This is a genomic window from Acinetobacter sp. GN11, assembly GCF_054823985.1.
In genome coordinates, this window is record NZ_JRVL01000180.1 from 12,995 (window position 1) to 28,528 (window position 15,534).

The window sequence follows — 15,534 nt, forward strand, 5'->3', positions numbered from 1 at the left end:
TTAGATTTAGGCTACAAGCTTATCAATCCAAACTTCTAGTGTTGGTTGTTCGGCTAAATCTTCAAAGCTCACCTGTGCACCGTAAGCTTGCCATTTACCTACCAGTGTCATGAGGCGTACTGAATCAAGCCCAAGCATGAGTAAATCATCATTTAACTGGATGTCTGATACAGGAATCTGTAGCTGTTCACTCACCGCTAAGACAATACCTTCTTGAGTTAATGGCGATGCGGCTTGTTCAAGTTCCCACGCACGAGTGACTTGTTGAGTTGTCATGACTTGTGCGCATCGTGTACTTGCATATTTCAAAGCCATATCGTGTTCTTCACGGCTAAAGTCAGCGAGTGCATCTCCACATAAAAACGGTTGAATGTTTAGCATAAAGGCTTCAGCAGCACTCATGAGACAACCAATATGTGCATAAACACCACAAATAATGAGCTGATCGCGGTTTGACTCACTCATGAGTTGCTCGAGTGGAGAAAACTTAAATGCGCTATATCTCCATTTTGTTAAAACAGTATCATTTTTCTGAGGCGTAATTTCTGGCAAAATTTGAGTGATTTCTGGATCATCTTTTAGGCCATTCCCCCAAAAGTCGGTTAATAACTGGCGGTGTTCAGATGTCTGGTTACCGGGCTGTGCGGTATAGACCACAGGGATATTAAACTTGCGTGCAGTTTCAATCAGTTCTTTGGTATTTTTAATTAACTCTGGAATTGGTTCTTGGGTCTGATCATAAAAGTCTAAAAAATATTGCTGCATATCATGTACTAATAAAACAGCACGATTGGTATGTAACTGCCAATGTGTTTTATTCGCTGTAAATTCGTGTGCTTGGGGCATGCTGTAACTGGCAATCTTTGGAATACTCATCAAATTTTTCCTTTTTTATCTTTAAGCAAGAACATTGGTTTTAGTTTCAAGTTGTTGACGCAATCGTTTTTTGTCGATTTTTCCAAAGGCTGTATATGGAAATTGCTCGATAAATTCCACGCGATCTGGAATTTTGTAGGTCGCAAGTCCATAGTCTTTAAGGTGTTGGCGTACTGACATCGCAAGACGAATTGGACTTGGATCATCGCTTTGAGATTGCCATGCAACAAAGGCACAGCTTTTTTCACCCATGACCTCATCTGGCATGGCAACTAATGCCGCTAAACGAATTTGCGGATGGGTTAGTAGCGCTTGTTCAACTTCTTCGGTCGCAATCTTTTCCCCAGCACGATTAATTTGTTCTTTAGAACGGCCTTCGACAACAATGCAGCCATCTTCACGAATACGAACTAAATCGCCAGTACGATAAAAACCATCAGGAGTAAAAGAGCGTTCATTGTGCTCTGGCGCTTGGTAATAACCGCGAATGGTATATGGGCCGCGTGTAAGCAAATGCCCCACTTGCCCAGCTTGTACTGGTTGATCGTTATCATCTAGCACTAAAATTTCATCATCTTCAGAAATTTTTAAGCCTTGTGTATGGATGATTTGCTCTTTCGTCATATCAAAACGGGTGTAGTTCACAAGCCCTTCAGCCATTCCAAAGACTTGTTGCAGATTGACCTTAAACTCATCAATCAGACGTAAGGCAACCGCATCTGGTAAACGTGCTCCACCGATTTGCAGACAACGTAAAGTCGATAATATTGGATCTTGATCTTTTGCTGCTTTATCCATCCAAGGTCGGACTAATGCGGGAACTAAGCAAGCATCAGTTACGCCATGTTTTTTGATCAATGAAAAAGCATTGTCAGGGCTTGGGTCAGTACCTAAAACAACCGCACCGCCCGCATAAAAAATACCTAAAGAACCTGCTGAGCTCATTGAAAAGTTATGGGCGGCAGGTAAAACCATAAGTAGGCGTGATGACTGGTTTAACTGACAGATTTTCGCACTCTCACGTACGCTATATAGGTAATCATCATGAGTACGTGGAATTAGTTTAGGAACACCGGTACTTCCACCTGAAAGTTGTAAAAAAGCAACTTGATCTGCTGTAGTTGACGAAATCGCCTCATCTAAAATATTGGTTTCTTTTAATAGATCTTGGATCGCTATAAACTTATCAGCATTTCCAAGTACAAATACATGTTGTAAGCAAGGAGCGGTTTGCTGAAGCTTTTCGGCGAGTTCTCTGTAGTCAAATTTTTGTGCACCAAAATCAGCACAGAAATAAGCTTTTGCTTGAGTTTGTTTGAAAAAGCTACTCAATTCAGCGTAGCGATGTGCAGGTAAAGACATCACAGGTAGTGCACCAAGTCGAATCAGTGCAAAGAATAGAACATAGAACTGATAGTGATTTGGCATCTGTACAACTGCCTTGTCACCTGCTCTTAGTCCATGTTGATATAAGTGGCTCGCACAGCAGTCGACTAAATAATCAAACTCGGTATAGCTAAGGGCTTTGTCACCATCATATACCGCAATATTTTGCGGGTATTTTTGAGCACTTTCACGCAAGAAATCACTCAGATTTTGCCCAATCCAATAGCCTTTTTTACGATAAATCTCAGCAAATTCTGCTGGATATGGTACAGCACCGTCTAGATAAACTTGTGTTGTCATGTGTTTGATCCCTGAATTGGCAATTGGTTTGGTGAAATCTGGAATCCGTCCAGCACAGTGCGAAATTTAGCGGCAGTTTCAGCATGTTCAGCTTGTGGACGAGAAGCTTCCACAATGCCTGCACCAGCAAATAAACGGGCAATATTTTGATAAATTCGGGCACAACGGACCGTCACCGACCATTCACCATTACCTTGTTCATCTGCCCAGCCCATCGTTCCTGCAAATAATTCACGGTTAAATGGTTCAAGTTGCTGGATTAATTCTTTAGCAATTGGACTAGGTTCTCCACAAATTGCAGGTGTTGGATGTAAGCGTTCAATTAAGTCGAAAACATGAGTATCGGCTTGTTTTAACTCACCAGTAATGTGTGATGCTAAATGCCAAAGACGTTTAGTGCGGATCAGAGAAGGTTGCTTCGGTACATGTAATTGCTTACAAAAAGGTGTGAGTTCATCTGCAATCATTTCGATCACAAGTGCATGCTCATGTTGATCTTTTTGTGAAGCAAGTAATGCTCTAGCGTTATTTTGGTCTAGGGTTGGATCGTCATCACGAGCCAATGTGCCAGCAACGGGTTTACTCCAGATTTTTGTATTTTGCTTTGCAATTAAAAGTTCGGGGCTTGCACCGACAAACCATCCTTCACTTTGAGGATGCCTTGCGACTGCATAGTTATAGCCTTCGGGATTATGCTTAGCTAAGTTATAAAATAGGTCCGAGACGGAAATATTTTGTTCAAATTCAAGTTGTAAAATACGAGCAAGTACGGCTTTATCGAGTTTTTTTGCTTGCATTTGCTGAACTAAATATTCGACTTGCTGTTGGTAATGTTCACCTAAAGGGAAATAATCAGCCTTTTTTAAAGATAAAGAACCAAAATCAATATCAGATTGTGCATAGAGTACTTTCTGATAGATTTTTGCATTTTGCATCAGCATTAAATTGACATCGGCTGCCGAGCAAAATGGTAAACCACCCATAATTTTGACGTCTTTATAACCGTCATTAAGTGCGAGTTGTAATTGAGCTCGCGCTTCATCTAACCAATCTTTTAAAAGGCTATTTTTAGTAACCTGAATATCTCTTAATTTTTGATGACTATTGATGGTGTATTCTGGCGTGGTAAAAATAAAACCAGCGTCATTTCCACAATTTAAAATCTCTTGAGCTAGTGCAACGCGACTTTCAGTAAAATTTTCTCGTTGGATAAAATACGGATGCTGTGCCGACATCTCGCAACTCCTTATACAGTTATTTTGTTGTAATGAATGTGTGTTTAAACGCCTAAAGTGGCTCCTCCATCAACCACAATTTCTTGCATGGTAATTTGTGCAGCCTGATCAGAAAGTAAGAAGCTGACTGTATTAGCAATATCTTCAGGTTGAGCTAATTTTCTTAAGGGAATGCCTGTACGGTATTGGCTTAAATCACCATCAATTACCGCGGGTGGAGGTACATCATCTGTCCAAAGTTGCTGCTGCATTTGGGTTAGAGTAGATCCTGGTGAAACAATATTAAGTCGTACTTGATGAGGTGCGATTTCAAGTGCAAGGTTACGGCAGTAATGACTTAACGCTGCTTTGCTAGTTGCATACATGCCCAGTTGTATACGCGGCATACGTGAACTATTTGAGCTAATCGTGACAATACTTCCCTGTTTTTTCTCACAGAAGTGTTTGGCAAGTTGCTGACTAATCGCAATAGGCGCCATGACATTTACCGCAAAAAGCGTTTGCCAGTCTTCTGTTTTTGCTTCAAGCATAGAACGCATAATCAAGACACCTGCTGCGTTCACTAAACCTGTAATGTTGTGCTTTTCTAAAAGATCGGCAATAAGCTTTTGAGTGGCTTGTTGCTGTGTAATGTCCTGTGAAATGCCTTGCCAACGTAAACATTCATCTGATGTCAGGTTTTTGCTGATTTCCCATTGTTCTGGGTTTTCCTGCTGATCAATACCGATCACTTGATACCCTTGTTGCAATAATTGCTTTGCAATAGCAGCTCCGATACCTCTTGCAGCACCTGTGACTACGATGGTAGAGCTCATGTTCTTACTCCCGTCTGATTTGATCACTAAATTGCGCAACATAATTGCAAATAATTATCATTATTATCAAGAGCGATAAATATCAAACATAAGATTACAATCTAAATTAAGTTATTTATTAACCACATTATCGACCTAAATTATTGTTTTTAATTGATATTAATAAAACTCATCTTTTTTTATTGATTATAATGATAATTGTTTTCATTTACTAATGAGAATCATTTTGATACTTTGACCGCGCTTTCTTGTCGAGATGGACTCAAAATGAAGCCATTTTCTCATCCCTTACATCCCCTATTTCAACAACTCAATGTTGGAAGTGAAGTGTGGTGGAATACCGTTAAAATATTAGGTAATCCCCTTGTTTATTTTCAATCAGATAAAGCTCTATGCACCTTTGTTTGGCGTAGCGCTGAGCCTAAAGAAAATTTATTTATTTATATCGATATCTATTCACAAAGCCCCTCTATCTACCAACAGTGGAATCGTTTTAGCCATATTGCTGGAACAAATATTTACTTTTTTGAGGTAGAACTCCCTTTCGCATGGGCTGGTAGTTATGTCGTAGTTACAGCGAGTGAGGAAGCACCAGAAACAAATTGTTCTGCTACGCGACGCTTATGGTGGCAAAATCAACTTAAACAAAATGCTCAAATTGACCTATTAAGTCAGCATCACTTTTACACTGGGCATCTGGCGCGTTACATCAACCAGATTCAACTCGAAAACACGAAATCTTTAATAGACGATTACCCAATTACAAAGACATTTCAATGGTCAAGTCGCTTATGCCAACAGGACTATTTGGTCGACATTTTTATTAGTCATCAAGCAACTCAAGAAGTCTTGTCACTCGTCATATTGCTTGATGGCCAAATGTGGAGTCGAGAGCTTTCAATTCTGCCCGAAATCCAACATTTGACTGATTCAAATAAGATTCGTCCAGCAGTTTATGTTTTTGTTCATAGCTTAAATAGTCAACAACGCCAACAAGACTATGGTTGTCATGATGCGTTTAGTCAGGCGTTGGTTGATGAACTTATTGAAATACTCTTAAAAGAATATTCTTTTATTTCTAAAACAGACATTACGTTATGTGGTCAAAGTTTAGGTGGTTTATGTGCTTTACATAGCGCTTTGTTGTTTCCGACCATTTTTACTTCCCTGATTTTGCAATCTGGATCTTATTGGTGGTCAGATTTTTCAAACAGTATTTTAGGGCAAAAGCATAAAGGTAATATTTTAGAACTGCTTCAAAACCTATCTCATCAATTATCAAAAACAACTCAAATTTATATCAGTGCTGGCACGTATGAAACCGATATGCGGGACGATGCCCTTCAGCTTTATCAACAATTGCAATCATTCAATCAAGTGAGTTTTCACAGTTTTTCAGGCGGACATGATGCCGTGAACTGGCGTACTGACTTGCTTAAGGCATTGCAACAAACTCTTTCACTATAACCATTTGTTTCATCAAGGATAACAATATCATGAGCAACTTACAGGAAAACTATATTAATCCTTTCGATAATGAAAGTTTGTCTTTTCAGGTTTTAAAAAATCAACAAGGTGAGTTCAGTTTATGGCCTGCTCAACATCAGGTGCCATCGGGATGGGATGTGCAGCATGGGCCGGATACGCGGGCTTCATGTATTGCATATGTAGAAAAGCACTGGCTTGCAATTAACCCCTTTCAACAAGCGTAAAGGAGTATTGTCATGAATCAGGCATTAAATAATGAATTTACTCCGGACCTTTCTCAACCAGCTCGTTTTGAATTGGCATCTACTCAGCTCGGCATTTTCCTTGCCGATCACTTAAGTTCTATTGAAGATTTATATACCATTGCACATTGTTTGGAACTACCAAAAACTGTCGACCTCCCAACATTTAAAAAAGCAATTCAAATCGGCTTGAGTGAAGCTGATACGGTCATTGCTTCATATTCATCTGACCCGTCTCAACCTTTTATTGAGCTTAATAACCAAGTTCAGTTTCAAATTGAAGAATTTGATTTTTGTCATTTAACGCCTAAAAAAGCTCAACAACGTTTATGGGACTGGATGCCATCAGATCGTCAATGTGCTAAATCACTTAAAGCGGGTGAATCTCAACTGTTCCGTCAGGTGTTATTTACGACGCATGATAAAGTGTATTGGTATCAACGCTATCACCACATCATGCTTGATGGCTTTAGCATGATTAACCTAACCAAACGTATTGTTGAACTCTATCAACAATTACAAGAAGAAAAAGACCTTTCAGCTTCTCCGTTCATTGGCGTCAATGATGCTATTTCTGAGCGTCAGGCTTATGAAAATAGCCATCAATTTAAAATAGACCAAGCTTTCTGGAAGGCATATTGTGAAGATTTACCTAGTCCGGTTAGTTTAAGTACTCATCATTTAGCAGCAAAAACCACAGCGACATTTATTAAGCATCAGCTGCGTTTTTCGACAGGGATTTTAGAGCAGATTCAAGCTTTAGCTGCGCAATCTAAATTAGCTTTGAATGACATGATGATGTCATTGTCATTACATTACATCTACAAAATGACCGATAAAGCTGATTTGGTTAATGGTATTCCATTCATGCGCCGTTTAGGTTCAAAAGCGATTCGCTCAACCTTACCTACGGTAAATGTGTTGCCTGTGAAGTTTAAAGTTGCTGAAAAAGACAGTTGGGTAAGCTTGGCTCAACACGTACAAGAACAATTAAGACAAATTCGTCCACATCAGAAATACGATGCTGAACAAATTTTAAGAGATTTAAACAGTATCGACATTCATGAACGAATGTATGGTCCTATTTTAAACTATAAAGCTTTTGATCAAGACTTGATGTTAGATGGTGAAAGGGTCAAAACACACCATATATCCACAGGACCAATTGATGATTTTGAGTTTTCTTTTATTGTTCAAGATCATGAACTCATTATCGAACTACGTGCAGATGCACAGCGCTATACACAAGATGAACTATTTGCACATGGTCAACGCCTAACGTTGTTGCTTGAACAAGCTTTGGTTCGTCCAGAACAAGCATGTAGTAATTTTAATATTACGACACCACAGGAGCTCGCTGCCCTAACCCAAAGTGGTATTGGTCCGCGTGTTAGTCATCCTGAACAATATAATAATGTTTTAGATATTTTTTATGAGCAAGTTAAAAAGTATCCTGAGCGTACCGCAATTGTGAGTGGTGAACGTCCAAACCTTCAGCATCTTAGTTTTGCTGAGCTTGCAGTACAAGTGAATCAACTGACTCGTTTTTTACAAGAAAATGGGGCCAAAAAGCAAACTGTCATCGCTGGAGCTATTCCTCGTTCAATTGACTCAGTTGTGGTGATGTTATCTGTACTAAATTCTGGGGCGAGTTTCTTGCCTCTTGATTTAGATTACCCAATCGATCGTATGCAAATGATGTGTGAAGATGCCAATCCATTATTTGTATTAACCACGCAAGCACTTGCACAGCAACTACCACAAAATATTCAGCAGCTATACCTCGATAATGAAGACGTCCAAACACAAATTCGGAAGCAAGATGCGAGTGATATTCCTGCCGAAAATCGTAAATTTGATTTCCAAGACGTTGCTTATGTAATTTTCACCTCAGGTAGTACTGGTCGTCCTAAAGGGGTAATGAACACACATGGTTCTTTACTCAACCTCATTGTGTCTCATAAACCAACCATTTACTGGCCTGTATTAGAAGCTGTAAATGAGCGTTTCCCTGAGCGTCCATTACGTGCAGCGCATACACACTCTTTCTCGTTTGACTCATCTTGGTTGCAAGTTTTCTGGATGGTATGGGGCCAAGAGCTACATATTTTTGATGAAAACATGCGTCGTGATGCATTTGGTCTAGTGCAAGAAATTCAGCAACGACAAATCGATACACTCGATTTACCTCCATCTTTTTGTGCACAAATGATGACGAATGGTTTATTTGCTGAAAATCAGCATCAACCAAGTCTTATTTTGATTGGTGGTGAAGCTGCACCTTTAGCTTTATGGCAACAGCTTAATGCTCAGCCAGCGCTTTTTGCACATAACTTATATGGCCCAACAGAATATACGGTTGATACTTTCCGAGCAGAATTAAAGCAGACAGCTCGCCCTGTCATTGGTAACCCTATTGGTAATACACAGGCCTATGTACTAGATCGCCACTTGCAACGATGCCCGACTGGCGTGATTGGTGAGCTTTATATTTCTGGCTTTGGTATTGCCAATGGTTATTTAGGTCGCGCGGACTTAAGTGCTGCCCGCTTTGTAGCGAATCCATTTGAACATGGACAGCGCATGTACCGTACAGGTGATTTAGTCCGCTGGAATAGCACGGGTAAACTTGAATTTATGGGGCGCTGTGATGACCAGATCAAAATTCGTGGTTATCGTGTTGAGATTGGTGAAGTTGAAAATGCGCTTTCAATTTTAGCCAATGTTGAAAGCGCAGTCGTGATTGCAGAACCGATTAATAACAGTCATCGTTTACTCGGTTATTGTGTGGTCAAAGACATTGAACTTGATGAAAAAACCAGTGAGCAATTAAGTCAACAATATTTAAGTCAGTTACGTCAAAACCTACCTGAATATATGGTGCCTTCTGCCCTGACTGTTATGTCCGAATTTCCACGAAATGTAAGTGGTAAAGTTGATAAAAAAGCACTGCCAAAGCCTCAAATTCGTACCCATAGCCGCATGGCCGAAACGTCTGAACAACAACTTTTATGTCAAATTACTGCATCTGTTCTTAAGCTTGACACAATTGGAATTGATGACGACTTCTTTATGACAGGTGGCGATAGTATTTCGGCCATTATGGTTTGTACTCAATTACGCCAACGTGGTTACGGCTTAAGACCAAGTGATGTATTCCAATTTAAAACAGTCGCGGCTATGGCACCGCAACTCACCCGCTTAGATGAACAACAAGTAGCCGTTTCAAAACCTTTATTTTCAGCAGAGCTAGAACAAAAAGTTCAAGAAAAATATGGAAAAAACAGCGCTATTTTACCTTTGCTTCCTTTGCAAAAAGGCATGCTGTTCTTATCTCAAGTAGAAAAACAATCGAACTATAATGCCTTTACTCGTCTTAGCTTAAATGGAGACATTGATCCGGTACGTTTACAGCAAGCGTTGATTACCGTATTAAAACGTCACCCTCAATTAGGCGGACATTTTGATAGTGAATTAACTGAAGAACCTGTTTTTATCTATTCATTACATCCTACTCAAGCTTGGCCAGTTCAGTTTTGCTCAGTCACTCCCGATCTGCTTGAGCAAACCATTCAAGAAGCATTGCAGCAACCGATTCACCTCGACCAACCCTATGGCTTAATTCGGGCAACCTTAATTCAACATGCTCCAGAACAGTCAGAACTATTGATTATGGTGCATCACCTGCTAACAGATGGCTGGTCAACTCCATTGTTCTTACAAGACTTTATTAAAGCCTATCAGCAAACTAACCAACAACTGCCAGTGCTTGAACATAGTTATGAAACAGTGATTAAAGCTTTATCTGGACGTGACCATGAAACATCAAAAGTAATCTGGCAACGTGATTTAGCAGATTTACAGCCACTTATTTTATTTAATCAAGCACAGCAAGCTGTACAGGAAACTTCATATCGTTTAAGTGCTGAGTTGGGTGCGAAACTTCAACACAAATTACGCCAGCAAGGCATCACGCTCAATGTCTTCATGCAAATGATTTGGGCAATGACTTTAAATATTTATGCTCACCGTGAAGATATTGTGTTTGGTACCCCTGTTTCTGGGCGTTCAGCGCCTATCAATGGTTTAGAGCAGCAGATTGGATTGTTTTTAAATACGATTCCAGTACGTGTAAAGCTCAACATGCAGCAAACACTTTGGGAACAATTGACTCAGTTACAGCAATTGCATGTTGAACATTTAGAACATGATGGTTTAGGACTAAGTTCAATTCAGCAATTGATGGCTCAAGGCAATCTTTTTGATAGTTTGTTAGTCGTAGAAAACTATCCAGATAACCAATATTTACAGCAAAAACTTGGTGATGCTGCGATTTCTAAACTCACAAATCGTGGTTATAGCCATTATCCGCTTGCTTTGTTAGTTATTCCTGATCATCAAATTGAGCTATTACTCGAACAGCGTGGTGTAATTGATCGGCCTGAACATTTCCTTGAGCGAATGGTTCAATTTATTGAAATTGCATTAAATGAACCAGAGACATCTTTAGGTCACTATCGCTTACAATTAGCCGAAGAGCGTGAATTAATCCAGAAAACGAATCAAACTCAATATTATGTTCGCCCAACAACATTACAGCAATTACTCAGAGAGCAAGCTCGAATTACTCCTGAACAAACGGCGTTATCTGATGAAACTCATCAGCTCAGTTTTAGTGAGGTGCGTTTGCAAGTTTGTGCTTTAGCACTGCAATTGCAAAGAGCTGGCGTACAAGCTGGAGATATTGTTGCCGTTGCCCTACCAAGATCAGTCAAACTGAGTATCGCTATTTTAGCGGTGATTGAAGCAGGTGCAGCGTACTTGCCACTCGATTTACAACATCCGTCTGAACGCATCAAATTTATGTTGCTGGATGCCAAATCTAAACTTGTGATTGGTGAACAAAAAGATCTAGCTGCTATTGCTTCTCCATCTATAGCCACCTTTGCTTTTAATGAATTGTTTCATGAAACAAAGGTTGATTTAAGCAGCTATAAAACGACAGTTATTACCCCACAGCATCCGGCCTATTTAATCTATACATCGGGTACAACAGGCCAGCCAAAAGGTGTTATGGTTTCTCACCAAGCCATTGTGAACCGTATTTTATGGATGCAATCAGAGTATCCACTATCAGCAGCCGATACAATTTTACAAAAAACGCCATGCACTTTTGATGTTTCTGTATGGGAATTTTTCTGGTCATATTTAGTAGGTGCGCGATTGGTTATGGCACCTGTGGATGCACACCGTGATCCATTGGCATTATTAAGCCTCATTCAAAAATATCAGGTAACGACATTACATTTTGTACCGTCAATGTTGGCTGTTTTTGAAAATGCTGCTACCGAAATTTTGTCATCTGCTCAGCGTCAAAGTTTGCCAATCCGCCGAGTGTTTTGTAGTGGTGAGGCATTACCAACGGCTTTAGCAAAATCATTTACTGAGCACTTTAACTGTGAATTGCATAACTTATATGGCCCAACAGAAGCTGCGGTAGATGTGAGTTATATGGATGTGACTCAAGAATTAGACTCTAAAGAAAACAGTATTGCTATTGGTTATCCAGTCTGGAATACCCAGCTTTATATTTTAGACCAATACTTACGCCCTGTTCCTGTTGGAGTGGACGGTGAGCTTTATTTAGCAGGTCATCAACTGGCCATGGGTTATTTACATCGAGCAGATTTAACGGCAACACGTTTTGTGGCGAACCCATTTGCAGCAGGTCAACGCATGTACCGCACTGGTGATATTGCTCGCTGGCATGCCGACGGTCGTATTCAATATGTGGGTCGTGCTGATGACCAATTAAAGATACGTGGGCAACGTATTGAATTGGGTGAAATTGAACAACAATTACGCTTACTCAGCGGTCTTGATGTGGTTGTACATCCTATCTCTTCTGAGCAAAATAAAGCAGATGTTCAATTGGTCGCTTACTTGCAAACAACTGCACCTGTGGATATCGACCAGTTAAAGAAACAATTGGCGAAACAGCTTCCTGCATATATGGTGCCGACACACTATATGTTGGTCGAGCAATTTCCATTAAGTCATAATGGTAAGCTGGACCGTAAAGCACTGCCGCAACCACAACTTAACCCTTCAAATACAGAAAAACAGTACGCCACCACTGCTTTTGAACATGAACTGACACGTATTTTCCAGCAAATTTTAAATACAGATCAGAATATTGGTGTTAACGAAGATTTCTTTGCCATTGGTGGGCATTCCATTTTAGTAATGAAGCTTGCAATTGAAATCAGGAAGGTATTCCAAAGAACCATTCCAATTGGTCAGTTGATGAGTCATGTCACGATTCAACGTTTAGCGGCTTTGCTTCTTACACAAGAACGTTTAGAAGAAGTTGAACAAACTGGCATGCAACCCATTTTACCAATCCGTGCTGGCTCTGGGCATCCATTGTTCTGTTTCTTCCCCGGCTCTGGTTCAGCATGGCAATATACGGTGCTGAATCGTTATTTGCATTCTGACTTACCAATTATCGGGTTGCAGTCACCTCGACCAGATGGCCTATTGGCAAATAGCGCTAATATGGACGAACTCGTTGAAAAACAACTTGAGATTATTCGCAAGCAACAACCAACAGGACCTTATACTTTATTAGGTTATTCACTGGGCGGCACAGTCGCTTATGCGGTTGCAGCGAAGTTAACTGAACAAGGTGAAAAAGTTGATTATCTCGGTTTGTTAGACACTTACCCTGCTGAAATTCATCAGTGGTTAGATTTATCTGTAGAGGAAATGAATGTAGAAGCTGAACAAGAACAACTTCAATTCTTCAATGATATTTTAGCCGATGCAGACACGGCACTAAATGAAGAAACCCGCCGTTTACAAGATGATATTTTCGCAAACTATCGCGATGCAGTCCGTTTATTAAAACCTTATAAGATGACGAATTTTGAAGGTGAACTACATTTAGTTGTTGCTGAAAAAGACCTACTACCGTATATCCAACCAGAACAACAATGGTCGCCTTTAGTTAAAAAGCTCAATATTGTTCGATTAAGTGATGCAGACCATACCGATTTATTATCTCCGCAGCAGCTTGAAACACTTGGCCCGATTTTAAACCGCATGATTTGTCAGGCGCGCGGTTTAGAGGAGCACACGCCATGAGCTTCAAATCTATATTGACCGACTTTAGTCTTTTAAAACGTAATGCTCATTTCCGACATGTATTTATTGCCCGCACATTGTCATTGTTAACGATTGGCATGCTGGTCGTAGCTATTCCAAAACAGGTCTACGACATTACGGGTAGTTCGTTAAATGTTGCAGTTGCAATGGCTTTTGAAGGCATAGCCATGTTTATTGGCTTGTTACTTGGTGGTTTGCTGTCAGATCGCAAAGATCGGAAGTGGCTAATTTTATTGGCTCGTGGTGTGTGTGGTTTAGGCTTTGCTGGCCTCGCCATCAATGCCATGTTTGAACACCCTTCACTCTATGCGATTTATTTTCTATCAGCATGGGATGGTTTCTTTGGTGCACTAGGCGTAACGGCAATGATGGCGATCATGCCTGTGATTGTAGGGCGCGAGAATATTGTACAAGCCCGTGCGATCAGTATGGTATCCGTACGTCTTGCAACCGTTATTTCACCAGCAATCGGCGGTATTTTAATTGCTGCTAGCGGTGTTGCAACCGTATATTGGGTATCAACGGTGGGTACTTTACTTACTGTATTTTTATTGATGGGACTACCTGCGCTTAAACCACAACATGCATCAAATGGTGAAAGTCCTCTTCGCCAATTGGCTCAAGGATTTAAATTTGTTTTTAAAAATAAAGTGGTCGGTAGCACCATTTTAATTGGAACACTGCTCAGTTTTAGCAGCGCTATTCGTATTATTTTTCCGCAAATGGCAGATGAAATTTTTCACGGCGGCGCATTTGAACTCGGACTTATGTATTCGGCCGTGCCTTTAGGCTCAACTTTAGGTGCATTACTGAGTGGATGGACAACAAAGTTACTCAAACCCGGCTTAGTCATGCTCTATACGTGCTTAGGTGTTTTTAGTTGCATGATTATGATTGGACTTTCACCGTGGCTCATAGTGACTTTACCCATTTTATGTGTGTTTGGATATTTGATGTCGATTGCCAACTTGCTTCAATACAGCATTGTACAAGGACATACACCTGATGAATATTTAGGGCGTATTAATTCAATCTGGCTCGCACAAGATGCATTAGGCGATTCGATTGCCACCACAACTTTAGGTCTTTTAACGCGTTTTTTACCAATATCAGGAAGTATCCTCTTCTTTGGCATACTAAGCTTTGCAGTAGGATTTATGTTCCTATTCAACTCTCAAGATATGCGTGAAACAGGATTCCAAGATCCTAAATTACAAGAAAATTAAACCCTAAAATAAAAGAAGGCAATTCGTTGCCTTCTTTTATTTTAAGCAAAAATTCGTGCTTGAAAAACCCAAGTCATAATATGGTCTTGCTCTACGACCCAGCCACCTTGATATTGTTCTAAAAGTTGATAGCGTTGTTGAATTTCTGGCAAAAAAGTTAGTGTTAATGTTTGATTTTTAAAATTAATATCAACAATAGATGCTTCTAAGAAATCAATATATTGCTTTGCAGTGGGATAAACCGCTTTATATAGACTTTCTTTTACAGAGAAAATTAAGCTCACATAGCGGGCAAAATCAAAAAACTCTGCAGCTTTACCTTTCCATAAATCGAACTCAGATAGCGTTAAAATAAGATGTGCACTCTCTTGAGCAAATTCTGAGGTCACCCAGTGCTCAATATCAATTCCCAAATAAACCGCATTATTAGATAGCGCAACAACTAACTTATTTTGTGAATGACTAATACTCCCCAAAACATGAGTTGGCCAGATGGGTAAATGTTCATGCATAGAGGTTATTGGCTGATCTAAACCGAAATGATGATTTAAAACAGCCTGAGCTAATACTCTGCCACATAAGTACTCATTTTTACGTTCGACACGCGCTTGAGCAATTTTTAGAGGATGCTCTAATTGTTGGTCTATATGCAAATGCGTTGTTTGCGATAAATCTAGCCCATAACAAAATAGCTCTGATGTAAGAAAAATAGGGTTCGAAATTTCATAAATTGATTTACTGATTTGTTCAGGAATGTATAGATAATGACTCACTGTATTCGACTTCAAAATAAATATTT

Annotated in this window: 9 protein-coding genes and 1 pseudogene; 4 read left to right on the forward strand and 6 right to left on the reverse strand. The window is 39.9% G+C overall.

The window, feature by feature from the left end:
• Positions 1-6: 6 nt before the first annotated feature.
• The 5 genes and pseudogenes from NL42_RS15015 to NL42_RS15035 all read right to left on the reverse strand — a co-directional run bounded on the left by NL42_RS15015 (position 7) and on the right by NL42_RS15035 (position 4,612).
• The gene (locus tag NL42_RS15015) at positions 7-195 is read right to left on the reverse strand and encodes a phosphopantetheine-binding protein (RefSeq protein ID WP_371864194.1); all 189 of its coding nucleotides are present in this window, start codon (positions 193-195) and stop codon (positions 7-9) included.
• Positions 196-225: 30 nt separating this feature from the next.
• A pseudogene (locus NL42_RS15020) lies at positions 226-876 on the reverse strand (isochorismatase family protein); the annotation flags it as partial.
• 21 nt (positions 877-897) lie between these two features.
• Positions 898-2,562, reverse strand: a complete 1,665-nt coding sequence (locus NL42_RS15025; RefSeq protein WP_461313349.1) for a (2,3-dihydroxybenzoyl)adenylate synthase — start codon at positions 2,560-2,562, stop codon at positions 898-900.
• A complete protein-coding gene (locus NL42_RS15030; protein WP_461313350.1) occupies positions 2,559-3,797 on the reverse strand; it encodes an isochorismate synthase in 1,239 nt (412 codons plus the stop codon). The genes NL42_RS15025 and NL42_RS15030 overlap by 4 nt, the downstream gene beginning before the upstream one ends.
• Positions 3,798-3,841: 44 nt before the next feature.
• On the reverse strand, positions 3,842-4,612 hold the full coding sequence (locus NL42_RS15035) for an SDR family oxidoreductase (protein ID WP_461313351.1): 771 nt from the start codon (positions 4,610-4,612) through the stop codon (positions 3,842-3,844).
• 267 nt (positions 4,613-4,879) lie between these two features.
• Between NL42_RS15035 and fes the strand changes: the two genes are divergently transcribed.
• The 4 genes from fes to entS are packed head-to-tail and all read left to right on the forward strand — an operon-like array spanning position 4,880 to position 14,735.
• On the forward strand, positions 4,880-6,079 hold the full coding sequence (fes, locus tag NL42_RS15040; protein ID WP_461313352.1) for an enterochelin esterase: 1,200 nt from the start codon (positions 4,880-4,882) through the stop codon (positions 6,077-6,079).
• Positions 6,080-6,108: 29 nt separating this feature from the next.
• Positions 6,109-6,324: an MbtH family protein gene (locus NL42_RS15045; protein ID WP_013197941.1), complete on the forward strand. Its 216-nt coding sequence runs from the start codon at positions 6,109-6,111 to the stop codon at positions 6,322-6,324.
• A 12-nt stretch (positions 6,325-6,336) separates the two neighbouring features.
• Positions 6,337-13,488: an amino acid adenylation domain-containing protein gene (locus NL42_RS15050; RefSeq protein ID WP_461313353.1), complete on the forward strand. Its 7,152-nt coding sequence runs from the start codon at positions 6,337-6,339 to the stop codon at positions 13,486-13,488.
• A complete protein-coding gene (gene entS / locus NL42_RS15055) occupies positions 13,485-14,735 on the forward strand; it encodes an enterobactin transporter EntS (RefSeq protein WP_068934080.1) in 1,251 nt (416 codons plus the stop codon). Before NL42_RS15050 ends, entS begins: the two co-directional genes overlap by 4 nt.
• Before the next feature lie 41 nt (positions 14,736-14,776).
• On the opposite strand, the gene NL42_RS15060 is transcribed toward entS, so the two are convergent.
• Positions 14,777-15,508, reverse strand: a complete 732-nt coding sequence (locus tag NL42_RS15060; protein WP_461313354.1) for a 4'-phosphopantetheinyl transferase family protein — start codon at positions 15,506-15,508, stop codon at positions 14,777-14,779.
• Positions 15,509-15,534: the final 26 nt, after the last annotated feature.